The organism is Bradyrhizobium sp. SZCCT0231 (assembly GCF_018130245.1).
GTDB classification, from domain to species: domain Bacteria; phylum Pseudomonadota; class Alphaproteobacteria; order Rhizobiales; family Xanthobacteraceae; genus Bradyrhizobium; species Bradyrhizobium japonicum_F.
Genome location: NZ_JAFCKP010000002.1, coordinates 304,436 through 328,040, shown reverse-complemented (window position 1 = coordinate 328,040; position 23,605 = coordinate 304,436). Strand labels below are relative to the sequence as shown.

The following is a 23,605-nucleotide window of genomic DNA, read 5'->3' as shown; positions in this document are numbered from 1 at the left end:
CGCCGCTGCGCAGCTCATTTCATCTGCATCAGAAAGGGGCGTGTTGATCCTGGTCAAGGCGCCCTCCTCCGAACTCTCCTAGGTTTCATCTGGTCCTGGCGGACTTCGGCGCGCAGAATGCTTGGTAGAGCGTCTTCAGCACCTCGCGCGCCGGCTCGCTCGCGATCGAATAGAAGATCGTTTGTGCTTCACGCCGGGCAGACACCAGACCATCCTTGCGAAGGAGCGCAAGATGCTGGGACACCGTGGAGTCCCGCAGGCTCAGGAACTCGGCGAGTTCGCCCACCGACCGCTCGCCATCGATCAACTGGCAGATGATCAGCAGACGATGCCGGTTGGCGAGTGCCTTCAGCAGTTCGCTCGCCTGATCCGCCGCCCGCTCCATGACTTCAACGTTCATCTTCATACTTGCGTATATACGCAATTACGAATATATCGTCAAGCGCTGCACGACAGCCGGAACTGAACCGGCGGAGCGGCTTGGTCCAACGGAGGTAAACCCATGGCGGAAGTTGTCGTAATCGGAGCTGGTCTGAGCGGAACGCTGATGGCCTATGAATTGCTGCCGCAGTTGAGAAAGGAGGATCGCCTCAGCGTCGTCTCGCAAGGCGCCGTCTATCATTTCGTCCCATCGAACCCTTGGGTCGCGGTCGGCTGGCGCAAGCGCGAAGAGATCGAGATTGATCTGGCGGACGTCATGAAACGCAAGGGCGTGCGGCTGCTGACGCAGGGCGCAAGGCGCGTCCATCCGACCGAGAACCGTGTCGAGCTCGGCGACGGCACGTCGATCGACTACGACTATCTGGTCGTCGCGACCGGTCCCGAACTGGCGTTCGACGAGATTCCGGGTCTCGGGCCACAGGGCCATACCCAGTCGATCTGCCACGTCGATCATGCCGCGCATGCCCGTGAAGCCTTCGAGAAGCTCGCGGCCAATCCCGGCCCGGTGGTCATCGGCGCCGTGCAGGGCGCTTCCTGTTTCGGGCCGGCTTACGAATTCCTCTTCATCCTGGAAACGGAGCTGCGCCGGCGAAAGCTGCGCGACCGCGTCCCGATGACGTTCGTCACCTCGGAACCCTATATCGGCCATCTCGGTCTCGACGGCGTCGGAGACACCAAGGGTCTCCTGGAAAGCGAGATGCGGGAGAAGCACATCAAGTGGATCACCAACGCCCGCGTCGACAACGTCGCCCCCGGCCTGATGTCGGTGGAGGAGTTCGCCGACGACGGCACGTCTCGCAAGGCCCACGAGCTGCCCTTCGCCTATTCGATGATGTTGCCCGCCTTCCGCGGCGTCGAAGCGGTGCGCGGCATCGAGAAACTGACCAACCCACGTGGCTTCGTCGTCGTCGACAAGCACCAGCAAAATCCCGCCTTTCCCAACGTTTTCGCGGTCGGTGTCTGCGTCGCGATCGCGCCGGTCGGCGCGACACCGGTGCCGGTCGGCGTCCCCAAGACCGGCTTCATGATCGAATCCATGGTGACGGCGACAGCGATGAACATCGGCGCCCTGCTTCGCGGCAGGGCACCCACGGCGCAGCCGACCTGGAACGCGATCTGTCTCGCCGACTTCGGCGACTCCGGCGTCGCCTTCCTTGCGCAGCCGCAGATCCCGCCGCGAAACGTCAATTGGTCCTCCAAGGGCGAATGGGTGCACCTCGCCAAGGTCGCCTTCGAGAAATACTTCCTGCGCAAGATGCGGCGCGGCGAGAGCGAGCCTTTCTACGAGCGCTTCGTTCTCGACAAGCTGAACATCGCCAAGCTCAAGGAGGTCCGAACCGGCACATGAGCACGACGCGTCAGATCGTCTGTGGCAGTTGCGGGCGCATCAACCGCCTACCTGCCGAACGCGCAGCGCAAGGTGCGCGTTGCGGCGCCTGTCACCAGCCGATGTTCACCGCTCATCCGATTGAGGTGGACGAGGAGGCCTTCAGCCGCCATGTCGCGAGCAGCGACATTCCCGTGCTGGTCGACGTCTGGGCACCGTGGTGCGGCCCGTGCCGCGCCATGGCACCGATGTTCGAGCGCGCCGCGCAGCAGCTGGAGCCGAACGTCCGGCTGTTGAAGCTCAACTCGGACAACGCACCTGCACTGTCGTCGCGCCTCAACATCAGCGGCATCCCGACCCTGCTGTTGATGCGCGGCGGCCGCGAGATCGCCCGTCATTCCGGCGCGATGGATGCGCGCAACATCGTCGCCTGGACTGAATCCAACCTGACCCGTTCGTAAGTCGCCAGATGAAAAGGAGCCTGCCATGAATGTCGATAAAGCCGTCCTCGCCTTTGCGGGGTTCGTCGTCCTGCTCGGTCTCGCACTGGGCACCTATGTGAATGCGTATTGGTACCTGCTGACGGCATTTGCCGGACTGAACATGTTGCAGGCCTCGTTCACCGGCTTCTGTCCGGCAGCGATCGTGTTCAAGAAGCTGGGCCTGAGCAGCGGCTGCGCGTTCTCCTGAACGCGCGTGGATGCAGCCTGCGGGGGAATTTGCCATGACCGACGACACCTACATCGAAGGACCTCTCTACGAGAAGCGGAGGAAGGTCTATCCGCAGTCGGTCCACGGGCCGTTCCGCCGCATCAAATGGGCGATTCTCTGCGTCACGCTCGGAACCTACTATCTGCTGCCGTTCGTGCGCTGGAACCGCGGGCCCGGCCTGCCCGACCAGGCCGTGCTGATCGACTTCCCGCATCGGCGCTTCTACTTCTTCTTCATCGAGCTGTGGCCGCAGGAAGTCTACTACTTCACCGGCCTCCTGATCATCGCGGCCATGACGCTCTTCCTGATGAACGCGGTCGCCGGGCGGCTATGGTGCGGCTACATGTGTCCGCAGACCGTGTGGACCGACCTGTTCTATGCGGTCGAGCGCTGGGTCGAAGGCGACCGGCGCCAGCGCATGCAGGGCGACAAGGACTACTGGACATTCGGTCACATCCGAAAGGTCGCGCTGAAGCACTTCCTCTGGATCATGATCGCATGGTGGACCGGCGGCGCCTGGGTGCTCTATTTCGCCGACGCGCCGACGCTGGTGAAGGAGCTCGCCACCTTCCAGGCCCCGTTCCTCGCCTATCTCTGGATCGGCATCCTGACCGCCACGACCTATGTCTTCGCCGGTCATGCCCGCGAACAGATGTGCATCTACATGTGCCCGTGGCCGCGGATCCAGGCGGCGCTGACCGACGAATGGGCGCTCAACGTCACCTATCGCCGCGACCGCGGCGAGCCGCGCATGTCGGTGAAGAAGGCGGATGCTGCCCGCGCGCAGGGCAATCCCGCCGGCGATTGCGTCGACTGCCATCAGTGCATCAACGTCTGTCCGACCGGCGTCGACATCCGCCATGGCATCCAGCTCGGCTGCATCCAGTGCGGCCTGTGCATCGATGCCTGCGACAACGTCATGCGCGAGATCGGCCGGCCCAAAGGCCTGATCGGCTACGACACCGACATCAACATGCAGCGCCGGCGCGAAGGCAAGCCGCCGATCTACCGCATCGTCCGTCCGCGCACGCTGATCTATGCCGCGGCCATCGCCATCGTGGGCAGCATCATGCTCTACACCCTCGCCACCCGCGCGACGATGGACGTCAACGTGCTGCACGAGCGCAATCCCCTCTTCGTCCAGCTCTCGGATGGGGGCGTGCGCAACGACTACACCGTGCGCATCCTCAACAAGGGCGCACAGCGATCGTTTGCGCTCGAAGTCTCCGGTCTGCCGGGCGCGGCCGCTCGCGTCGCCGGCATCGAGACCGGCCCCGGCGGCAAGCCCGTCATCGAGGTCGGGCAGGATCAGACGCGCGAGGTCAGGCTGTCGGTGCAGATCGGGCCTAGCGACCTGCCGAAGACCTCCCGCGACGTCGACATCACCATCACCGATACGACCAGTGGCGGTCGCGCGAGCACCCGCGATCATTTCGTGCCGGGAGACTAGCCACCGTTCGGCAGAACAGCCGCGACCGGATGCTGTATGAAATGTTAACGCTACCGCTCAAATTGCAGCGGCGTTCCAACGGTATTTTCCAATCTTTGCGCTAAGCATGACCGGTAACACGGGCTCAGCTCGCGTGAACGGGGACGGCGGGACGTGGTCGACATCGCGCATCAAGCGGCGATCAATCCGACATCGGCAAGGGATGTCGCGATGGCGCGCGCGTGCGTCCCGCTCACGGCCATCGAACCCGGTCAATGGCGCGCACTCGCGCAGCGGGCGGTCGAGCCGAACGGATATTACCTGCCCGCCTGGGAGCTGGCCGTCAGTGCGACCGCGCGCGGCCGCAGCAATGCCTCGGCACTGCCCGCATTTGACGACTCTGCGGCCCGGCTGATCGGGCTGATGCCGGTGATCTCGCTCTGGCGCGCTCTGAAGATCCCCCTGCCCGCGCTGGTGAGCGCGCATCCCTACGGCACGCTTTGTAGCCCGCTGCTCGACCGCGACGCTCCGCTCGCGGCGGCCACGCGTCTGTTGCAGCAGGCGCGCGATGCCGGCGCGCATGCGCTCGTGCTGAACGACGTCGCGCTCGACGGTGCGGCGATGGCATCGCTCGATCAGGTCCTGAAACGCGACGGCCTGAAGCCGAGAATCCTCAGCTCCTATATCCGTGCGAGCCTCGATACGACACAGGATGGCGAAACTCTTTTGCGCGACGCGCTCGGCGCCAAAAAGCTCAAGGAGCTGCGCCGCCAGCGTCATCGTCTCGAGGAGCACGGCCCCGTCGTGTTCGAGGTTGCGCGCAGCACCGACGAGATCGGACCGGCGCTCGAAACATTCCTGCAGCTCGAAGCCAGCGGCTGGAAAGGCAAGCGCGGCACCGCGCTGGCCCAGCATGCCGGGGATGCGACCTTCATCCGCCGCGCCGTGCCGGCGCTGGCAGAGACCGCGCAGTGCGAGATCGTCACGCTTCGCGCCGGTACGACGCCGGTCGCCGCCGGCATCGTGCTGCGCCATCAGGACCGCGCCTTCTTCTTCAAGCTCGGCATCGACGAGCGCTTCGCAAAATATTCGCCGGGCGTGCAGCTCACGCTCGACCTCACCCGCCATCTCTGCGCCGACCCCGCCATCGCCAGCGCGGACTCGACGGCGAGCGCCGATCACCCCATGATCAACCCGATCTGGCGCGGACGCTTCGCGATCGGCGACGTGCTGATCCCGCTGCGGCGGCACGACCCGGTGGTGGGACTGATCCATGCGGTGCTGATTACGCTTCGCATCGCGCACGAAACGGCGCGGAACGTGGTTCACTTGATTCGGCGAACGCGCAAGACAGTCTAGCTGGCCAAGGTCCATCCCTCGACGGCTTCGCAAATGTTTTGAAACAACTCCTCAATGTTATCACCCTGAGTCACGCAGCCAGGCAAAGAAGGAGCCTCGGCCCAATAGCCGCCCTCCTCTGCTTCGTGCACGACTATCTCGATCTCCAAGCGCCTACTCCGCCGCCTGCGCGTTGATCTCCTCGGAGACCTGGCGGATGGCGCGGGCGAGCAGGTTCGGGTCCTGCGCGCCGGAGACGGCGTATTTCTGCGCAAACACGTAGGTCGGCACGCCGGAGATGCCCTTCTCGGCCGCCTCCTGCGCATCCGCCGAGACGCGCGCCACGTCCTCGTCGGTGGCGAGTCGCTTGCGCACGTCGTCGGCATCGAGGCCGACATCGGCGGCTGCCTGCACCAGTACGTTCACATCGGTGAGATCGCCGCCGTCGCGGAAATAGAGCTCCATCAGCCGCTGCTTCATCTCGGGCGCCTTGCCGATCGCTTCCGCCCACAGGATCAGGCGATGGCAGTCGGTCGTGTTGGGCTGACGCGCCACGAGCTCCGGCTTGTAGACAAGCCCCTCCTCGCTTGCGGCGGCGACGACGCGCCCGGCAATACCCTTATAGGCCTCGACCGAGCCGAACTTCTGGGTGAGATAAGCTTCGCGGCTGATGCCCTCGCGCGGCACCCAGGGATTGAGGAAGAAGGGACGGAAGTTGAGCTTGACGGGAACATCGGGCACCAGCGCCAGCGCGCTCTCGATGCGGTGCTTGCCGATATAGCACCAGGGGCACACCACGTCGGAGACGACATCGATCTGGAGCGGTTTGAGCGTGCTCATGTCAGGCGCCTCCTTGGCGGTAAAAGGTTGTGCCAAAGATAAGCCGAACCTGCCCCGAGGCAAGGGCGCTACGTCATAGCTGCCGCCATCTTCTTCAGCCGCTCGGCAGTGCGTTCATCCGCCGGAAAGAAGGTCTCCAGTGCCAGCTCCGACAGCGTGATGTCCACGGGCGTGCCGAACACCATGGTGGTGGAGAAGAAACTTAGTATCTCCCCGCCATGCCGCAGCTTGAAGGGAATCGCGACATTGTCGCTCGATAGCGGCGCAGATCGCGCCGGAATCGGATAGCTCTTGAGATCATTGTAGAGCTTGATCAGCTCGGGATCCGCCGTCGCCTCGCATTGCCGGTGCAGCCGCTCCAGGAGATGCCCGCACCATTCGGCGAGATTGACCGTGCGCGGCGCCAGCGCCTCGGGATGGAAGGCGAGCCTGAGCACGTTGACGGGCTGGCCGAGCAGATGCTGCGGGATGCCGTCGAGCAGCGGCGCCACCATGCGATTGGCGGAAACCAGGTTCCAGTGCCTGTCCACCGCAAGCGCCGGATTGGGCTCATGCGCCCTAAGCACGAGGTCAATCGCCTGGCGGGCTGATTTCAAGGCGGGATCCTCCAGCGGGCGCTGCGGGAAGGCCGGCGCGAAACCGGCCGCGACCAGCAGCACGTTGCGTTCGCGCAGGGGCACGTCGAGGCGCTCGGCGAGCCTCAGCACCATGTCGCGCGAGGGCGCCGCGCGGCCGGTTTCAACAAAACTCAGATGCCGTGCCGAGATCTCGGCCTCCCCGGCGAGATCGAGCTGGCTCATGCGGCGGCGCTGCCGCCATTCGCGCAAATGGTCGCCGATATGGACCGGCTGGCTGCGTTCCGCCTGTGCCGTGGATGCATGTGCGTTCATGACCAGAAACCTAGCATGCGGATTTCGGCGCTTCCATTACCCGCGAGGTAATCGAATTGGCCCTCGGGCCGGCGCATCTTCGGTCGCAACAGGAGATGACCATGATCGCGCTGCTGCTCTATCGGACCATCGCAGACCACCTTGTTCCCTGGGCCATGGCATTCGCAACACGGATGCTGGCGCGCAGCCTCAACATGCCCGAGCCGCTGGTGCATTCGACCGGCGATTACGTGGTCGCGCAGGTCATCGCCTTCGAGCACGGCGTCGGCAGGAGCATGTGCCCGTTCCGTCTCGCCCGCCTGCTCCGCGCCTGGTGGCGCGGACGGCGCTGAGTTCACCCCGAGCCCACCACAACCATGGAGACCTCTGATGATCGACGCTTCCACCTTCCTGCGCCGCGCCCTGCTCGCCGACGCCATCTTCAGCGGCGTCGCCGCGCTCGGCTTCACCTTCGGCGCGAGCGCATTCGCAGCACTGTTCAACCTGCCCGAAGCGCTGCTGCGGGAGACCGGCCTGTTCCTGATCGCCTACACCGCCCTGGTCGGCTGGCTCGCCTCGCGGACCACGGTGGCAAAGCCGCTCGTCCTGCTGGTCGTGATCGGCAATGCGGCCTGGACCGCCGGCAGCATCGCGCTGCTGCTCTCCGGCGCGGTGTCGCCGAACCTCGCCGGCGAGCTCATGGTCGTCGCGCAGGCGATCGCCACCGGCGTGTTCGCCGAGCTGCAATATGTCGGATTGAAGAAGAGCGGGCGCGCGGTCGCGGCGTGATGGCTCTTGACATTACGCGGCACAGCCCGAGGGAGCGCGAACGTCTCCACAACTCGCATCGCATCCGAATGCATGCATGACCTCGCGTTCTCGCGGCGCATTTCGCCCGAGCTTTGCCTGATCGGTCGCACCCTTCGTTGCCGGAGGGCGCAGGGAAGGCCGGGCGCCGGCGGCACCCGAGTCCGTGTACAAGGAAATGCACACGGGGTGACCACAGGTGATGCCGGTCGCCCGGCCTTCCCTGCGCGGATGGTTTTAACGGTGTCCTTCGTGCTCTCCTCGGGGAGCGTTGCACTATTGCCCCCGTCGCCTCGCGGCTGATCGATGCGCGTACCCGGTCGGGCCGCCGCATCACCGCGAGCCTTGACGCCAGAACCCCGGGCGTCGGGACCACACGACTTCTCCGTCCGCGGACGATTTGGCCTCAGCGCCCTGGGCTTAGTGTGCGCACCCCAGACCATCGACCAAACCGCTGTGACCGCGCCGTGTCGTATGCGCATCGCCTGAGACTCACGGTTGCCCGCCCTGTCCTCACGCAAATCGCGCCGGCGCTACCGCGTCCACCGCACCCCGGCCCGCATCTCGTGACGATCGCGAAGCGCCCCTCTGGCAGGGCCGGGATGGGTCCTGTATGCCACAAATCCGAAATTCGGAAAAGCGATATATTTATGCCGGGAGGGGTTGACGGGTTTTGGGTGTTTTGCCCGACGCCTCGCCGTTCCGTTATTGGGACGAGCCCCGCGACCAAGCAACGACCGAGTAGCGGCAGAACACCAATCCTCATGGGAGCCATCGCTCCTCTCTCATGACCAGTATCGTCGCAACTTCGTCCGAAGAGGCAGTTGCTTCTACCGTCACTAAGACCCCTACCGAGCAGCTTTACACGCCCCCCGGCAAAAGGACGCAGCTGGTTCCATATGGTAGAAACTGCAAAACTTTCGTGCCATGGTTGTCAGTGGGAGGTAACAACCATGACCGACAGTTACGAGTCGCTAGCGCGACGGCGGATGCATCCGAAGCTTCGTGTCTTGGCTAACAGCGATGCGCGGGTGAACGCGGCCAAAGCTGAAATACAGGGCTGTCTCAAGGTGACCTCCACCCTCGCCGCACAGGCTCCGAGCCTCGGAGCCGCAGTTGCGCCCGGGCAGATTTCCAAAGGTAAAACCGCGGTCAAAGACCTGAATACCGCCGACCGGCGCGAAAATGTCGAGGTGAATGTTTTCGTCCGCTCGACCGAGCCGGTGAGGCTCGGACCGCATGATCGCGCTCAAGGCCGGCTCGCCGCAATGCGCCTCGGGCTTGAGGAGATCGAGAACCTCGCCGGCGATGCCAATATCGTCATCATCGAGCCGGCCGAGACTTTGAAACCGCCGCGGCCGCTCAAGGGCAGCGCGACGACCAGTACCCCGACGGCTCGCGTGGTCGCCAACGAACGCAAGAAGCATGGTGACGGTGCCAGCGTCATCATCGGGGTCATCGACGTCGAAGGATTCGATTGGGCCCATCCCGATTTCCAGGACCAGGCCGGCAAATCGAGATTCGTCAGCATCTGGGATCAGGGCGCGAAAGACGGCACGCGACCGACAGGCTTCGATTACGGCCGCGTCATCACTTCTGCCGACATGGCTCAGGCGGTTAGCGGGGCCAAGCAGGTGCACGTGTCGCCGCATGATCTCGAGCCGCAGTCGCAGATGGTCGTCGGCTCGCACGGGACGCATGTGGCCAGCATTGCGGCCGGCAATAGTGGCGTTTGCAGCAAGGCCGACATCGCCGCAGTCCTGATTTCGCTTCCGGACGAAGACCTCGAGCGCAGGACTTCATTCTACGATTCGACGCGGCTGCTCGATGCCGTGATCTACCTGCTTGATCTCGCCGCCGGCCGACCGATCTCGATCAATATCAGCCTCGGAACCAACGGACATGCGCATGACGGCTCAAGCGCGCTCGATCGGTGGCTCGATGTCCTGCTGGCCGAACCCGGCCGATCGATCTGCATTGCGGCCGGCAATGCGGGCCAGGAGCGACCCGAAGCTCCGGACGATCTCGGATACATGCTGGGTCGCATTCACGCGGGATCGCGCATCGCGGCCCAGGGACTCGATCACGACCTTGAATGGGAAGTGGTCGGAGACCGCATCATTGATGCTTCCGAAAACGAGATGGAGATCTGGTACGAACCGCAGGACCGCTTCGCGATCAGCATCCGTCCGCCGGATGGGCAATGGATCGGACCGATCGCGCCGGGCGAATTTCTGGAGAATTTCCAGCTCGCCGACCGCACCATGCTGAGCATTTACAACGAGCTGCATCATCCCGCGAACGGCGCCAACTACATCGCGGTCTACTTGACGCCCTTCATGGGCGACGTCGTGGTCGGCGTGAAGGCAGGAACCTGGCTCGTGAAGCTCCACGGACTTGTCGTCCGCGACGGCCGCTTCCACGCCTGGATCGAACGCGACGATCCGGTCGATATCGGCGACGGCGCGCACTACTGGCCGTCGTTCTTCTCGCCGCGATCGAACGTCGATGCCTCCTCAGTAAGCGCGCTTGCTTGCGGCCAGCGCGTCGTCTCGGTGGCGAATCTCCACGAGGCGCGCCGCAGCGCGCATATCACATCGAGCCAGGGGCCGACCCGCGACGGCCGGCCCAAGCCCGACATCTTGGCACCCGGCACAGACATCGTCGCCGCGAACGGTTTCGGCGATCCGGCTGAGCCGTGGATACCCATGACTGGCACCAGCATGGCGAGCCCGCGTGTGGCGGGCGTGATCGGATTGATGCTCTCAGTCGAGAAGACCCTCACGGCGGCACAGATCCTCGGCATTCTGAAAGCGACCGCACAACCGTTGCCGGGCGGCACGTTCGAATGGGTGAACGATTGCGGCTTCGGGGTGATCATGCCGGACGCCTGCCTCAGGGAGGCGGGACACGTCACGGCCCGGCTCGACGCGAAGGATCGTTTCAAGGGGCGCGTGTCATGAAGATCACGTTGCTGCCCTCTGAGAAGGGCGATTGCTTGCTGATCGAATCCGAGGACGTCGCAATCCTCGCGGATGGCGGCATGCCCGGCTCTTACACGGCCGAGGTACGGCCCTTTCTCGGACGCTTCGCTGCGGCCGGTGGCGAGCTCGATCTCGTGTATGTCTCGCATGTCGACCAGGATCACATCGCCGGCGTCCTGCAGCTCCTTGAAGACATGGTCCAGTGGCGCGTGCACAAGCACAAGGTCGCGCACAATCGGCCTTCGACCAAGCCCAAGTTTGATGAGCCGCCGGCCGTCAAGCGCATCTGGCACAATTCCTTCAAGGCGCTGGTTCCGGAGAACGCAGGCGAAATCGGCACCATGCTGGCGGCGCGGGCCAACACTCTGTCGAGTTCGGGCAATCCCGTCGCGATGAAGCTCGCGGCCGCCTACAGCAACATCGCCAACTCCATCCCGGAGGCGATCAAGGTTTCGCGGCGCATTGCGGCCGATCAGCTCGACATCCCCTTGAATGGCGAGTTCAATAACCGCCTTGCAATGGTACGCGGCAACAACGCCATCAAGCTCAAACCTGAAAGCAAGCTATCGATCCGCGTCATCGGGCCATTCAAGAAGGATTTGGAGATACTCCGGGATTTTTGGAATGCATGGCTGCAGGACGTGAAGAACGCCAATGCGGTAAGAAGCTTGAAGGAGTGGCTCGAAACCAACCGCGCGGGTCTTCCAGCCGGGACGCTCGGCCTGTCAATCGACGACGAGATTGGCCGGCGCGCGAAGGTCACGGAGCCGAATCTCGCCTCGCTCATGTTGCTGCTGGAGGAGACAAAAGCCGGCGGCGGCGTCACGCGCGCCATCATGACCGGCGACGGCCACCACGAGGACATCCTGGCCGGGCTGAAGCATCACGGCCTCCTCCCAGACGGCAAGGGACTTCATGTGGACCTGCTCAAGATCCAGCATCACGGCTCGGAGCACAACCTGGACCGGGATTTCGTCAAGCGTATCACCGCCGATCACTACGTTTTCTGCGCCAATGGCGAGCACGAGAATCCCGACCTGCGGATCATCGAGGTGCTGTTGAAGTCCCGCCTCGGCGAGGACGACGAGCTCTCGCCCAATCCCGAGGCCGGCCAGTCCTTTACGGTGTGGCTCAATTGCTCGAGCCAATATCTCAAGAAGCAGATCGAAGCCAAGGAGGCAGCCGGCAAGTCGACCACGAAGCTGGAGAAATCGCTCAAGCACTTCGAGCTGGTCGAGAAGGCGCTGGCAGAAGCGAAGGCCGAGAGCGGCGGCAAGCTCAAGGTGAAAACGCTGAAGGCCAATCCGCTTGTGCTGGAGATCTGATCGCTTCGCCACCGAGCCGATGTCCGTCGCGTCACCATACAGTCCATTGCAGGCGCTGCGATTTGGCGGCCGAAGTCTCAGCGAAGGCGGAAGCAACCCGGCGTTCCTCCGCGGCAGGATTCTGGATTGCTTCGCTTTCGCTCGCCCTCAGCCCGAGAACGACGTTCTCGTCTCCTCTCCGTCATTGCGAGCCGAGAGGAGGGCTTTGGCGTTGCGCGAAGCCTGTCCAGGGCGCGCGACAACCGATGCGAGGCTACGCCTTGGCGCGGCCGACCTTGCCGGGGAAGTGCTTACCGTTCAGCTTCTTCTTTTTCGCAGCGGTGGTTTTCGCGCCCGCCTTCTGCGCCTTGGCTTCCGTGCGCGCCTTCACCTTGGTGCGTTCGGCCCGGGCCTCGGCACGCAGCTTCTTGCGCTTGGCCTCGCAGGAGACGCACTTGCAGCCGATCGGCTTCAGATAGGCTTTGAAATAGTCGGTGCCGTAATCGTAGTTGATCTCGTCGCCCGGCTCGATGTTCTTGATCGCGCGGATGAAGACCTTGCGCTCGCGCGGCCGGACGTCGGATTCGGCGTTGGGCCGGCAGGAATGGTTGATGTAGCGCGCGAGATTTTTCCGCACCGACCCGTCGATGGTCCAGCGGCCGTTGAGCTCGAACAGATATTTGTTCTCGATCTCGTCCTGCTCAGGGATGCGCGAGTCCAGGATCGGTCCGAAATAGCGGATGATCCGGCTACCCTTCTTGATCGGCTTGGTGGCAAAGAGGCCGAGTCCGGTCTTGGAGCGGCCGACGCGATAAGGTTTGTTCGAGGTGGTTGGCATGATCAGGAGAATGAGGACGCGAACGAGGCCGGATCGGCTTAAAGCGAAGCCGCTCTTCTAGAACGATTCCGCGCCGCTGTCAGGTATATCCTGTCACTGTTTGAACCTTGCCCACAATCAAGACGTCTGATGGTATGGAGTTCCCACTGCATCGAAGCCGCATATGAACCGCATGACCAGCATCGGCTTAGCTGTCTTGATGACTTGCATCGGCCCAAGCAGTGCCGACGCCCAATCCGCGGGCAGCACCTACACCTCGACGGCACCAAAAGATTGCCGCCAGATCGGCAAGCCCAGCGCGCCCGACGGCAGCACCATGCGGGTGTGTCCGGGCAAGGACGGCCTGATGGTGCTGATCGCCGAGGACGATCTTCGCGAAATCGTCTCGGTCGGCCACAATCGCAAGGCTGCAGCCGAGGAACCGGCGGCGAAGATCTGGTTTGCCCCATTCAATTCGTCGGAGACCACAGTCGAATGGCGCGCTGCCGGCGCAAAGCCGTTTGCGATCATCCAGCGCTGGCACATCGCCGACAATGCCGATCCCGACAAGCAGGGGCGGCCGAACACCAAGGCCATGCTGGTCGTGACCCGGCTGCCGCCGGGCCCGGTCTGCCACGTCGCCTATGTCGATGCCATCGCCAACCCGAACGCCAACGAGCTCGCGCGCAAGGCCGCAGACGACTTCGCCCGCGGCTTCACGTGCCGCAAGGACGAGGTGAAGATCATCGGCACGCGCGGCCGCGCCGTCGAGCTCGCGACCATGCGCTAGGCTTCGCGGTTCAACAGCCGCTACACCGGAAACTTTGAGGTCACGGGCGCCGTCAGCATCGCCTCGAGCAGCCGCTCCGCCGTCGTACCCTCGGGCAGCCGCTCGAGGATGTCTTCGAGCCGACCGTCGAGCAGCAGCATGGTGAAGCCGTGCACCATGGACCAGGCGCGTGCGATCGCGGCGCCCTGGTTCAGCGTCAGTGCGTCGCCGCTGATCTGCTCCTGCCGCATCATGCCGATCGCATTTGCAAGTCCGGCGAAAGACGCTTCGGCCGCCTCGTGCAGCGAGGGCCTGGAATAATCGAGCCGCTCGGTGCGGAACATGATGCCGTACATGCCGGGATGGGCCTGCGCATAGGCGACATAGGCTTTCGGCCGCGCCAGCGCGCGCTCCAGCGGCGTGGTGGCGGTGTCACAGGCCGACGCCATCGCCGCGTTGAACTGGCGGAAGCCGACGGCCGCAAGCTCACTGAGAAGACCGGTGAGATCGCCGAAATGATGGGTCGGTGCGGCATGCGAGACGCCCGCCTCGCGCGCCACCGCGCGCAATGTGAGGCCGGCGAGGCCGTCGCGCTCCAGCACCCGTTCGGCGGCCTGGAGCAGCGCTTCGCGCAGCGCGCCGTGATGATACGGCGTCTCGGTCTTCGCGCCCGTCGCGCGGCGTGCCGGGCGCGATGCCGCAGTCGACGTCGTTCTTCCGGGGGCGCGCGAGCTTCGCGCCGTCTCGCTCTTGGTGTCGGTCTTGGCCATTTGCAAGCTATATGACGCAATATTGACAGTGTAAAGATTTCACTTGACGGAAGCCGCGATCGGCTCTATCCGATCTTTACGATGTAAAGATAGGGAGGGATACGCCGTGCAGCACGACGCCATCACCGAGCGCCGCAACAATATCGCGCCGATCCCGTTCGAAGCGGATGCGCCTTTCCTGAAGATCCTCGGCGAATTGCCGCGCGAGCTGAACGGCACGCTCTATCGCAACGGCCCCAATCCGCAGTTCGATTCGCCCGGGGCGCACTGGTTCGTCGGCGACGGCATGCTGCACGCTTTTCATCTCGATAACGGACGTGCGAGCTATCGCAACCGCTGGGTCCGCACGCCGAAATGGCTCGCCGAGCACGACGCCGGCCGCGCGCTGTTCGGCGGCTTCGGTCGCAAGCTGCCGGATGCCCCCGCCAACCTCACCGACGGCGGCGTCGCCAACACCAACATCATCTTCCATGCCGGCAAGCTGCTGGCGCTGGAAGAAGCGCATCTGCCGACCGAGATCGAGCCGGGCACACTGGCGACGCGCGGCTATCACAACTACCAGGGCCGCGTCGCCGGCAGCTTCACCGCGCATCCGAAGATCGATCCCGTCACCGGCGAGCTCGTGTTCTTCGGCTACAACGCTGCGGGTCCTTTGACGCCTGCCCTCTCCTACGGATCGATCGACGCGTCAGGTAGGGCGACGCGCTTCGAGCGCTTCGAGGCACCCTATGCCAGCATGGTGCACGATTTCATCGTCACCGAAAACCATGTGCTGTTTCCGATCCTCCCGATCACGGGCAGCATGGAGCGCGCGATGAGCGGACGGCCGCCTTATGCCTGGGAGCCGGACAAGGGCGCCTATGTCGGGGTGATGAAGCGCAGCGGCACGGCGAAGGATATCGTCTGGTTTCGTGCCGAGGCCTGCTACGTCTTCCACGTCATGAATGCGTGGGAGGACGAGGGCCGCATCATCGCGGACGTCATGCAGTTCGAGGAGGCGCCGCTGTTTCCGCATCCGGACGGCCGGCCCACCGATCCCGAGAAGTCGCGCGCCCGCCATTGCCGCTGGACCTTCGATCTCGCCGGCAATACCGACCGCTTCCAGCAGACCTACCTGGACGATCTCACCGGGGAATTCCCGCGCATCGACGACCGCCGTGCCGGGCTGAAGAGTCGTCACGGCTGGTACGCCTGCGCCAATCCGAAACTGCCGATGTTCGGCGCGCTGTCGGGCATCGTCCATGTCGACGGCAACGGCCGACGGCTCGGCCATTACCTGCTGCCGGCCGGCGACACCATCTCCGAGCCTATCTTCGTCGAGCGATCCAAGGATGCTGCCGAAGGCGACGGCTGGCTGCTCGCGGTGGTCTGGCGCGCGCGGGAAAATCGCAGCGATCTCGCCGTGTTCAATGCCACCGATATCGAGGCCGGCCCAGCCGCATTGGTGCAGCTCGGCCACCGCGTACCTGACGGCTTCCACGGCAATTGGGTGGGCGCGGCGTAGCTCTCGTCATTCCGGGGCGCGCCACTTGGCGCGAACCCGGAATGACGACAAAGGAGTTTTCCATGCACATGCCCTCGATCACCGCAGCTTGCCTGGCCCTCCTCGCGCTGACCGGTGCCGCGCTCGCATTCCAGATGATCCGGCTGCGGCGAAGCCGCCATACCGTCTTCAACGGCGGTATCTTGCTTTGCCTCGGTCTGCTGACCGCCGCCGCACTGCCGCTCCTGCCCTGGACGGAATTGGCCGAGGAGGCATTGGACCAAGTCATTGCGGCCCTTCATGTTTTGGAGGTCGCTTACGTCATTTTGACACTGTAAAGATTTCGCTTGACCCGGCATCGTCCGCGCATTACCAATCTTTACATCGTAAAGATCGACCTGACCCGAGGCGGCCCATGGCGATTTTCCTGATCCTCGCGCCCTACGGCGTCTACACCTTCCTGATGCTGGTGACGTCGGCCGTGCTCAGCGTGTTTGCGGCATCGGCGATCTGCCTCGCCACCGTCGCGATCGATGTCGCGCACGGCCGCTCGGTGAAGATCCTGGCCGCGGGCTCCGCAATCGTGTTCGCCGCAATCGGCCTTTACCTCGCGCTGATCGACCCTGCGCTCGGCACGCTCAGCGTCAAGCTGTCGGTCGATATCGGCATCTTCCTGATCTCGCTCGGCTCGATGCTCGTCCGCCATCCCTTCACGCTGCAATATGCGCTTGAATCGGTGCCGGCCGAGACCGCGGCAATGCCAGGCTTTCTCCGCGCCAATTACATCATCACCGCCGCGTGGACAGCAGCAGCGCTGTTGATGGCGGCCGCCAATCTCGTGCTGCTCTACGTCCCTGGCCTGCCGCTTTGGTCGAGCCTTGCGGTCGCCTTTGCCGCCCGCAACAGTGCGATCTACTTCACAAAGTGGTATCCCGAATATCGCCAGATCAAGTACGGTACGCCCGCCCGCGCTCTCCCAGACGCCCGCTGAACAGGATCGACGATGAAGGACGTATTCGCCCGCCTCGCCTCCGACTTCCTCTCCGCCATCATCTTCCTGGCCGTCTACCTCATCACCGACAACGTCATCCTCGCGACGTCGGTGGCGATCGCCGGTGCAATCGCGCAGGTGATCTACGCCCGCCTCAAGGGGCAGCGGCTCAACTACATGACCTATGCGAGCCTCGCGCTCGTCGTCGTGCTGGGCGCGATCACGCTGCTGACAAACGATCCGCGCTTCATGCTGGCAAAACCCTCGATCGCGCATTTCGCGATCGGCCTCATCATGCTCAAGCGCGGCTGGATGCTGCGCTACATGCCGCCGATCGTCGCCGAGACCGTTCCGGAATATGTCACGGCTGCAGGCTATGCCTGGGCGGGGCTGATGTTCGTGATCGGCGCCGGCATGATCGTGGTCGCCTCCACGGGCGATCTGAAGCTGTGGGCGTTCTACATCACCGTGGTTGCCGGCGGCGCCAAGATCCTGGCCTTCGCCGTGCAGTATGCGGTGCTGCGGCTCGTCGTCACCAGCCGGCGGCGCGCCGCCGCCCGCGCCTAATTGCCCCATCGCTGGGTTAGGCAGGAACTGCGAGTTGGGCTATAGGCTCGTTCAGGACGGCCGCGGATCGTCGCGGACCGCCGAGATTTGTTCGGGAGACGGGAATGGCCGTAGACGGCAACTGGAATCTGACCATGACGACGCCGATGGGCGAGCGCCAGGCGACGCTGAACCTGAAGGCTGCGGACGGCACGCTCACGGGCACACAGGGCGCGGAGGGTAATACCGCCGAGATCTTCGACGGCACCGTCTCTGGCGACAACGTCTCCTGGAAGGTCTCGATCGACAAGCCGATGCCGCTCACGCTCGAGTTCACCGGCACGGTCTCCGGCGACAGCATCAGCGGCGAGATGGGCATCGGCCCGATGGGCAGCTTCCCGTTCACGGGCGCGCGGGCGTAACGCCTCAGGTCAAATGAGCATGCGTTCGCTCCGTCTCATCGCGGCGACGGTCCTCTCTGTCGCGACACAAGCAGCGCACGCGGATGACACCGAACCGGCGTGGCGCGCCAGCGCGCTCGCCATGGTGCCGGCAGGCTATGTCGCTGGCACCGCCTACCGAACCGAAGGTTCGACCGGTTTTCTCGCCGTCTATCCCACGACATCGAACGATCCGAAGACACCGGCAAGTGTCTTTGCTGTGCGTCAGGCTCTGGTCGTCACGCTGACGGTGGACGCGACGCGCGCGATGTCAGCCGAGCTGAAGCCGCGCACCGAGCCGGATCCTGATAACGACGACAATGATTTCGCCAAGCTGCACGCCGATCTCGCCGCGAAACGCGCAAGCCTGCCCGAAGGCACCGAGCCCTGCGATCTCGGCGCCTGGTCCATCGACCAGGACCCCAGCGGCCTCAACGTGCGCGCCGAACCGTCGGTCAAGGCGCGCGTGCTCGGCACCTTGCCGCCGCCCTACCGGCTCAAGCTCGGCGGCAGCGAGAACACGCCCGAGGGTGGCTGGCTCACCGAATTCCGCATCATCGGCTTCAAGGACGGTTGGTTCCTGATCGAAGGCGCGAGGCCGCCGGGCAAGGATTACGAGGACGAGAGGAAGTATCCGCGCAACGCGCCAAAGCCCTATGCCGGGCGTGGCTGGGTCGCATCGAACAAGGTCGGCGCGAACTATGCCAACGGCTATACGCGCGCGGGCGGACTGTTCCAAGCGCCCTTCGTCGACGCCAAATGGATGCCAGCCCAGCGCGAACTCGGCGGACCGATTGACGGAGACGGCGGACCAAAGCGCGTGCTCGCTTGCAGCGGATATTGGGGTCTCGTCGAGAGCCACGATGGCGTCCGCGGCTGGTGGCGCGCGCTGTGCTCCAACCAGGTCACGAATTGCAGCTAGCGAGATAAAGCGAGCAAGCGCAACGCTCGTGTCCCGGACGCGGCGCAGCACGAAGTGATGCGACGCAGAGCCGGGACCCAGGCTCCACGATGGACCCCGGATCAGCAGCGCAGCATTTCATGCTGCGCAGCATCAGGGGAACGCCGCCTCAGCCCAAATTCAATTCCTTGAAGAAGTCATTCCCCTTGTCGTCGATGATGATGAAGGCGGGGAAGTCGACGACTTCGATGCGCCAGATCGCTTCCATGCCGAGCTCGGGATATTCGAGCACCTCGACCTTCTTGATGCAGTGCTCGGCGAGGTTCGCCGCGGCACCGCCGATCGAGCCGAGATAGAAGCCGCCATACTTCTTGCAGGCCTCGCGCACGGCCGGCGCGCGGTTGCCCTTGGCCACCATCACCATCGAGCCGCCGGCGGCCTGGAACTGGTCGACGAAGGAATCCATGCGGCCCGCGGTGGTCGGACCGAACGCGCCGGAGGCATAGCCCTCGGGCGTCTTGGCGGGGCCGGCGTAATAGACCGGGTGGTTCTTGAAGTAATCCGGAAGCGGCTCGCCCTTCTCCAGCCGCTCGCGCAGCTTGGCATGGGCGCTATCGCGCGCGACGATCATGGTGCCGGTCATCGAGACCCGGGTCTTGATCGGATATTTCGAGAACGTCGCCAGAACGTCCTTCATCGGCTGGTTGAGGTCGATCTTGACGACCTCGCCGCCGAGCGACTGCTCGACCTGCGGCAGGTATTGCGCCGGATTGTGCTCGAGCTCCTCGAGATAGACGCCGTCCTTGGTGATCTTGCCGAGCACCTGGCGGTCGGCCGAGCAGGACACGCCAAGCCCGATCGGCAGCGACGCGCCGTGACGCGGCATGCGGATCACGCGCACGTCATGGCAGAAATACTTGCCGCCGAACTGCGCGCCGACGCCGAGCGACTGCGTCATCTCGTGGATTTCCTTCTCCATCTCGACGTCGCGAAAGGCGTTGCCGTCGGGCGAGCCGTGGGTCGGCAGCGCGTCGAGATAGCGGGCGGAGGCGAGCTTCACCGTCTTCATGCAGAGCTCGGCCGAGGTGCCGCCGATCACGATGGCGAGGTGATAAGGCGGGCACGCCGCAGTGCCCAGCGTCAGGATTTTCTCCTTCAGGAACGCAAGCAGCCGGTCCTTGGTCAGCACCGAGGGCGTGGCCTGGAACAGGAAGCTCTTGTTGGCGGAGCCGCCGCCCTTGGCCATGAACATGAACTTGTAGGCGTCATCACCTTCGGCGTAGATCTCGCACTGCGCCGGCATGTTGTTGGCGGTGTTCTTCTCCTCGTACATCGACAAGGGTGCGACCTGCGAGTAGCGCAGATTGCGGCGCAAGTAAGCATCGCGCGCGCCTTCCGACAGCGCCGCCTCGTCGTCGCCGTCGGTGATGACGTTGCAGCCCTTCTTGCCCATGATGATCGCCGTGCCGGTGTCCTGGCACATCGGCAGCACGCCGCCGGCCGCGATGTTGGCGTTCTTCAAAAAGTCCAGCGCGACGAACTTGTCGTTCGGGCTCGCCTCGCCGTCCTCCAGGATCGCGCGGAGCTGCTTCAGATGGCCCGGCCGCAGATAGTGATTGATGTCGCCGAAAGCCGCCTCCGACAGCACCCGCAGCGCTTCGCGCGAGACCACCAGCATCTCCTTGCCGAGCACCTTCTCGACCCTGACGCCTTCGGACGAAATCTTCTTGTAGGGCGTCTCGTCCTTGCCCAGCGGGAACAGCGGGGTGTGCTTGTAGGGCGGAACGGGCTTGGACTGGTCGGGGAAGGCGGTAGGAGCGTTCATGGGGCAAATCTCGGGGTTTTGGGGCCCTGGCGGGCCTCTCAGCATAGAAGCGTTCTAAGCTTTTTTGCCGCAAAGGGAAGCGCCCGGGAAGCCCGCCCGCTCATGGGGGCGGCCTAGATTTCGCGATCCCTCGCCCCGCGCAGGATGGCCAGCACCTCGATCAGCTGGTCTGGCTGATCGACCGCATAGAGGATGATGTAGGGAGCCTCTCCTTGAACTCCTCGAGCGTGAGCCGCCGCGCATTCGGATCCGACCGACGGCGGCGAACCTCCTCGACCTGCTCGTCGGTTAACCGATAGACACTCTCGTCCTGCGACTCCATGAGCATCAACATCTTCGCTGCGTCCTCCTGGCGTTCGGGCGGCCAGGTCAGAACGCGGTCCAGGATCGCCTTTACCTGCTCCTTGCTCATGTGTTCTTTATATCACGCACCTGCCAACAAGGAAGACCCCACCCTTGCGCTTCGCGTCCAGCGACGCTTGAATGCGCGCCCTAAGGGGCTTTTCATCATGATTTTGAAACTGAACGTCCGCGGCGCGATCCTGGTCGCCGCCGCCATCGCCGGTCTTGTGACCGTCTCCTCGCCTGCCCGCGCCGACCGCTGCGACGACAGCGCCAAGGAGCTGGCGAACCAGGTCGACCGCCTCAAGGTGAATTTCCGGGCCGGCAACGTCGTTTACCTGACGCATCCGGCGGCCAAGGAGCTGTCCGTGGGTTGCCGCGGCGACAAATATTCCATCGAGCTCTATGCCAAGGGCGATCGCAAGCCGAAGCCCGAGTTCTACGCGCTGGTGGGGTCGATGGCGGCGATCGTCTTCACCGTGACCAAGGACGACACCACGACGGGCGCGACGCGCTGCCTGAAGCGGATGGGCCTGCTCCGCGGCGACAAGGTCAACATGCGCTACCGCCGCCTCAACATGGAATGCACGCGCACCAAGACGGACGCCTCCATCGCCATTACGCGCGGCAAGGACGAATAGGCGATCCTCGTCTTCTCTTGCAGCGGGTAAGGCAGCGCCTGCATCGCCCGCCAGTCGCCACACACTCCGTCATTGCGAGCGAAGCGAAGCAATCCAGAGTCTCTCCGCGGAAACAGATCTGGATTGCTTCGCTTCGCTCGCAATGACGAGGAGAGGCTCGTCGCCTCCTTTGGCGTCGCGCGGATGAGACACGAACACGGCCCATCCCACCGCACCCCAATCCCTCGCATTTTAACAATTGCCTTGAAGGAAATTTCGCTCCTCGCAGGGCAGGTTCGATTGTTTCCATGTGTGAGGATTTGCGGATGAAGGTTTCCACCGTTGCGCCGCCGCCGATCGCGATCGTGGTTCCGAGCTACGACACGACCAAGCAGCAGGACGATCAGACCAAGGTCAAGGACGAGGATCCGACCTTCAAGCCGCAGCCGCCCGCGCCGCTGCCGCCGGGGCAGGGCACGCGGATCGATCAACTCGCCTGATCAGGCTTGCCGAAGCTGAAGCGCCCGATCCGGTCGATCGGGCTTTTGGCGCGTCCGGCCGCATCTTTGCCGGATAGCTGGACCAATATCGTGCGTCGTTCACCCGGGACCTGCGCATGATCGCACGGCTGCTGTTGCAGAACACGGTCTTCGTCGTCGCAATGGGCGCGCTGCTGTTCGCGTGCGCCGGAACACTGCAATGGCCGGCGGCCTGGACGTTCCTCGCCACCTCCGCGCTGCTCGGCCCGCTCTGCGGCTGGTGGCTCTACCGGATCGATCCGGCGCTGCTCGCCGAACGTCTGCGACCGGTCCTGCAAAAGGATCAGCCCGCCGCCGACAAGATGTTCATGGCCCTCTTCGTCGTCGCAATGCTGGCCTGGCTGGTCGTGATGGGGCTCGACCGGCGCGTTCAATCCTCCGACATGCCGGTCGCGTTGCAGGTGCTCGGCCTCGGGCTGTTCCTGGCCTCGACACTGTTCACCATGTGGGTCTTCCGCGAGAACTCGTTCGCCGCGCCCGTGGTGAAGCTGCAAACCGAGCGCGCGCAGCACGTGATCTCGACCGGTCCCTACGCCTATGTCCGCCATCCCATGTACAGCGGCCTGGTCCTGTTCTTCACCGGCGTGCCGTTGCTGCTGGGATCGTGGTGGGGACTTGCGATGATGCCGCTCTTCATCGCCTTGTTCGCGATCCGCATCCCGATCGAGGAGCGCACGTTGCGCGAGGGCCTGCCGGGCTATACCGACTATGCGGCGCGGGTGCGCTATCGCCTCGTGCCCGGCGTCTGGTGAGGCCTGATCGCTCTTCCGGATGGTTACCCATCCAGCTCGCGATAGCGACGGAAGATGCCCTGCTCGTTGAAGGGAATGCGGCGCTCGCTTTCGAGATAGGCCTTGATGTTCGGCCGCGCGGCGATGCGGTCGTGCAGGCCGACAAGGCCCGGGACATCCTTCTCGAACGCCTTCATGCGCCTGGGGAAGCCATAACGCAGCCCATCGACGATCTGGAATAGCGAGAGGTCGACGTAAGTCAGGCGGCGACCGGTGACATAGGTGCCGCCGCTCCCGACGAGCAGCTGCTCGAAATAGCCGAGATATTTCGGCACGCGCTCGTCCCAGAACTCGGCCGTGCGCTTCTTCGCCGGCGCCTTCTGGTCCTCATAATAGAGCGAGGGCCCGAGCGGATGATGGGTGTCGTGGATCTCGACGACGAGGTCGGTGATGGTGAGCTGGAGCTGGTGCACCCAGAGCCGGCCGGCTTCCGTCTTAGGCGCAAGCCCATGGCGGGCGCCGAGATAGAGCAGGATGTTGGCGGTCTGGCCTATCACGAGCTTACCCGCTTTCAGGAACGGAGGCGCAAAGGGCGGCGTGCCCTTCTGCGCGTCCATCATCTTCATCATCGCAGCCGTTCCGCGCGGACCGCGCGCGACATCGACGTAAGCGGCCCCCGCCTCCTCCAGCGCCAGCCGCACATATTCGCCGCGGCCCTGGATCTCGGGCCAGTAATAGAGCTCGTATTTCATGGGAGGGTCCGTGAGCGTGGGAGCGATCG

27 protein-coding genes are annotated in these 23,605 nt (G+C 64.2%); 19 read left to right on the top strand and 8 right to left on the bottom strand.

Translation table 11 applies throughout. The features are described 5' to 3' along the window. Window positions 1-85 precede the first annotated feature (85 nt). Window positions 86-385, bottom strand: a complete 300-nt coding sequence (locus tag JQ566_RS08890; protein ID WP_371740165.1) for an ArsR/SmtB family transcription factor — start codon at window positions 383-385, stop codon at window positions 86-88. A 117-nt stretch (window positions 386-502) separates the two neighbouring features. Between JQ566_RS08890 and JQ566_RS08885 the strand changes: the two genes are divergently transcribed. The 5 genes from JQ566_RS08885 (at window position 503) to JQ566_RS08865 (ending at window position 5,267) form a co-directional block, all read left to right on the top strand. Then, on the top strand, window positions 503-1,789 hold the full coding sequence (locus JQ566_RS08885; RefSeq protein ID WP_212371867.1) for an NAD(P)/FAD-dependent oxidoreductase: 1,287 nt from the start codon (window positions 503-505) through the stop codon (window positions 1,787-1,789). Continuing rightward, window positions 1,786-2,229 carry a thioredoxin TrxC gene (gene trxC, locus JQ566_RS08880; protein ID WP_212371866.1) on the top strand — a complete coding sequence of 148 codons (444 nt, stop codon included), beginning with the start codon at window positions 1,786-1,788 and terminating at the stop codon, window positions 2,227-2,229. The genes JQ566_RS08885 and trxC overlap by 4 nt, the downstream gene beginning before the upstream one ends. A 25-nt stretch (window positions 2,230-2,254) precedes the next feature. After that, the gene (locus tag JQ566_RS08875; RefSeq protein ID WP_011088520.1) at window positions 2,255-2,458 is read left to right on the top strand and encodes a YgaP family membrane protein; all 204 of its coding nucleotides are present in this window, start codon (window positions 2,255-2,257) and stop codon (window positions 2,456-2,458) included. Window positions 2,459-2,492: 34 nt separating this feature from the next. Beyond that, entirely contained in the window at window positions 2,493-3,929 is a 1,437-nt protein-coding gene (gene ccoG / locus JQ566_RS08870) for a cytochrome c oxidase accessory protein CcoG (protein WP_212371865.1), read from the top strand. 153 nt (window positions 3,930-4,082) lie between these two features. Beyond that, window positions 4,083-5,267, top strand: coding sequence for a GNAT family N-acetyltransferase (locus JQ566_RS08865; protein ID WP_212371864.1), 1,185 nt, complete (start codon window positions 4,083-4,085; stop codon window positions 5,265-5,267). 153 nt (window positions 5,268-5,420) lie between these two features. On the opposite strand, the gene JQ566_RS08855 is transcribed toward JQ566_RS08865, so the two are convergent. Together JQ566_RS08855 and JQ566_RS08850 are read right to left on the bottom strand one after the other, a co-directional pair. After that, on the bottom strand, window positions 5,421-6,086 hold the full coding sequence (locus JQ566_RS08855) for a DsbA family oxidoreductase (RefSeq protein ID WP_018642782.1): 666 nt from the start codon (window positions 6,084-6,086) through the stop codon (window positions 5,421-5,423). A gap of 68 nt (window positions 6,087-6,154) precedes the next feature. Then, window positions 6,155-6,976: a helix-turn-helix domain-containing protein gene (locus JQ566_RS08850; RefSeq protein WP_212371862.1), complete on the bottom strand. Its 822-nt coding sequence runs from the start codon at window positions 6,974-6,976 to the stop codon at window positions 6,155-6,157. Window positions 6,977-7,077: 101 nt separating this feature from the next. Here JQ566_RS08850 and JQ566_RS08845 point away from each other — a divergent pair, with 101 nt between their 5' ends. From JQ566_RS08845 to JQ566_RS08830, 4 genes are all read left to right on the top strand, one after another. Next, on the top strand, window positions 7,078-7,308 hold the full coding sequence (locus JQ566_RS08845; protein ID WP_212371861.1) for a hypothetical protein: 231 nt from the start codon (window positions 7,078-7,080) through the stop codon (window positions 7,306-7,308). A gap of 37 nt (window positions 7,309-7,345) precedes the next feature. Continuing rightward, complete coding sequence (locus JQ566_RS08840; protein ID WP_212371860.1) at window positions 7,346-7,744, top strand: hypothetical protein; 399 nt, start codon at window positions 7,346-7,348, stop codon at window positions 7,742-7,744. 842 nt (window positions 7,745-8,586) lie between these two features. Beyond that, a complete protein-coding gene (locus tag JQ566_RS08835; RefSeq protein WP_249139334.1) occupies window positions 8,587-10,725 on the top strand; it encodes a S8 family serine peptidase in 2,139 nt (712 codons plus the stop codon). After that, window positions 10,722-12,071, top strand: coding sequence for an MBL fold metallo-hydrolase (locus JQ566_RS08830; protein ID WP_212371859.1), 1,350 nt, complete (start codon window positions 10,722-10,724; stop codon window positions 12,069-12,071). Before JQ566_RS08835 ends, JQ566_RS08830 begins: the two co-directional genes overlap by 4 nt. Window positions 12,072-12,324: 253 nt before the next feature. Here the strand turns inward: JQ566_RS08830 and JQ566_RS08825 are convergent, their stop codons facing one another. Further along, complete coding sequence (locus JQ566_RS08825; protein WP_212371858.1) at window positions 12,325-12,888, bottom strand: SET domain-containing protein; 564 nt, start codon at window positions 12,886-12,888, stop codon at window positions 12,325-12,327. 163 nt (window positions 12,889-13,051) lie between these two features. Between JQ566_RS08825 and JQ566_RS08820 the strand changes: the two genes are divergently transcribed. Further along, window positions 13,052-13,657, top strand: coding sequence for a hypothetical protein (locus JQ566_RS08820; protein ID WP_212371857.1), 606 nt, complete (start codon window positions 13,052-13,054; stop codon window positions 13,655-13,657). Window positions 13,658-13,677: 20 nt separating this feature from the next. Here the strand turns inward: JQ566_RS08820 and JQ566_RS08815 are convergent, their stop codons facing one another. Further along, complete coding sequence (locus JQ566_RS08815; RefSeq protein ID WP_212371856.1) at window positions 13,678-14,406, bottom strand: TetR/AcrR family transcriptional regulator; 729 nt, start codon at window positions 14,404-14,406, stop codon at window positions 13,678-13,680. A 106-nt stretch (window positions 14,407-14,512) separates the two neighbouring features. Here JQ566_RS08815 and JQ566_RS08810 point away from each other — a divergent pair, with 106 nt between their 5' ends. From JQ566_RS08810 to JQ566_RS08785, 6 genes are all read left to right on the top strand, one after another. Further along, window positions 14,513-15,910, top strand: a complete 1,398-nt coding sequence (locus JQ566_RS08810; RefSeq protein ID WP_212371855.1) for a carotenoid oxygenase family protein — start codon at window positions 14,513-14,515, stop codon at window positions 15,908-15,910. Window positions 15,911-15,972: 62 nt separating this feature from the next. Next, complete coding sequence (locus JQ566_RS08805; protein WP_212372132.1) at window positions 15,973-16,227, top strand: hypothetical protein; 255 nt, start codon at window positions 15,973-15,975, stop codon at window positions 16,225-16,227. A 77-nt stretch (window positions 16,228-16,304) separates the two neighbouring features. Further along, entirely contained in the window at window positions 16,305-16,880 is a 576-nt protein-coding gene (locus tag JQ566_RS08800) for a hypothetical protein (protein WP_212371854.1), read from the top strand. Between the two features lie 12 nt (window positions 16,881-16,892). Then, window positions 16,893-17,447, top strand: coding sequence for an inner membrane-spanning protein YciB (locus JQ566_RS08795; RefSeq protein ID WP_212371853.1), 555 nt, complete (start codon window positions 16,893-16,895; stop codon window positions 17,445-17,447). A 104-nt stretch (window positions 17,448-17,551) separates the two neighbouring features. Further along, entirely contained in the window at window positions 17,552-17,848 is a 297-nt protein-coding gene (locus JQ566_RS08790) for a hypothetical protein (protein WP_212371852.1), read from the top strand. A gap of 19 nt (window positions 17,849-17,867) precedes the next feature. Beyond that, complete coding sequence (locus JQ566_RS08785; protein ID WP_212371851.1) at window positions 17,868-18,788, top strand: SH3 domain-containing protein; 921 nt, start codon at window positions 17,868-17,870, stop codon at window positions 18,786-18,788. Window positions 18,789-18,936: 148 nt separating this feature from the next. On the opposite strand, the gene JQ566_RS08780 is transcribed toward JQ566_RS08785, so the two are convergent. Together JQ566_RS08780 and JQ566_RS08775 are read right to left on the bottom strand one after the other, a co-directional pair. Next, the gene (locus tag JQ566_RS08780) at window positions 18,937-20,592 is read right to left on the bottom strand and encodes a fumarate hydratase (protein WP_212371850.1); all 1,656 of its coding nucleotides are present in this window, start codon (window positions 20,590-20,592) and stop codon (window positions 18,937-18,939) included. 160 nt (window positions 20,593-20,752) lie between these two features. Further along, window positions 20,753-21,004, bottom strand: a complete 252-nt coding sequence (locus JQ566_RS08775) for a hypothetical protein (RefSeq protein ID WP_212371849.1) — start codon at window positions 21,002-21,004, stop codon at window positions 20,753-20,755. A 97-nt stretch (window positions 21,005-21,101) separates the two neighbouring features. Between JQ566_RS08775 and JQ566_RS08770 the strand changes: the two genes are divergently transcribed. The 3 genes from JQ566_RS08770 (at window position 21,102) to JQ566_RS08760 (ending at window position 22,845) form a co-directional block, all read left to right on the top strand. Further along, window positions 21,102-21,575, top strand: a complete 474-nt coding sequence (locus JQ566_RS08770; protein WP_212371848.1) for a hypothetical protein — start codon at window positions 21,102-21,104, stop codon at window positions 21,573-21,575. A 305-nt stretch (window positions 21,576-21,880) separates the two neighbouring features. Continuing rightward, the gene (locus JQ566_RS08765; protein ID WP_164937146.1) at window positions 21,881-22,054 is read left to right on the top strand and encodes a hypothetical protein; all 174 of its coding nucleotides are present in this window, start codon (window positions 21,881-21,883) and stop codon (window positions 22,052-22,054) included. A gap of 116 nt (window positions 22,055-22,170) precedes the next feature. Further along, window positions 22,171-22,845, top strand: a complete 675-nt coding sequence (locus tag JQ566_RS08760) for a methyltransferase family protein (protein WP_212371847.1) — start codon at window positions 22,171-22,173, stop codon at window positions 22,843-22,845. Between the two features lie 23 nt (window positions 22,846-22,868). On the opposite strand, the gene JQ566_RS08755 is transcribed toward JQ566_RS08760, so the two are convergent. Continuing rightward, window positions 22,869-23,576, bottom strand: coding sequence for a glutathione S-transferase (locus JQ566_RS08755; protein ID WP_212371846.1), 708 nt, complete (start codon window positions 23,574-23,576; stop codon window positions 22,869-22,871). Between the last annotated feature and the right edge of the window lie 29 nt (window positions 23,577-23,605).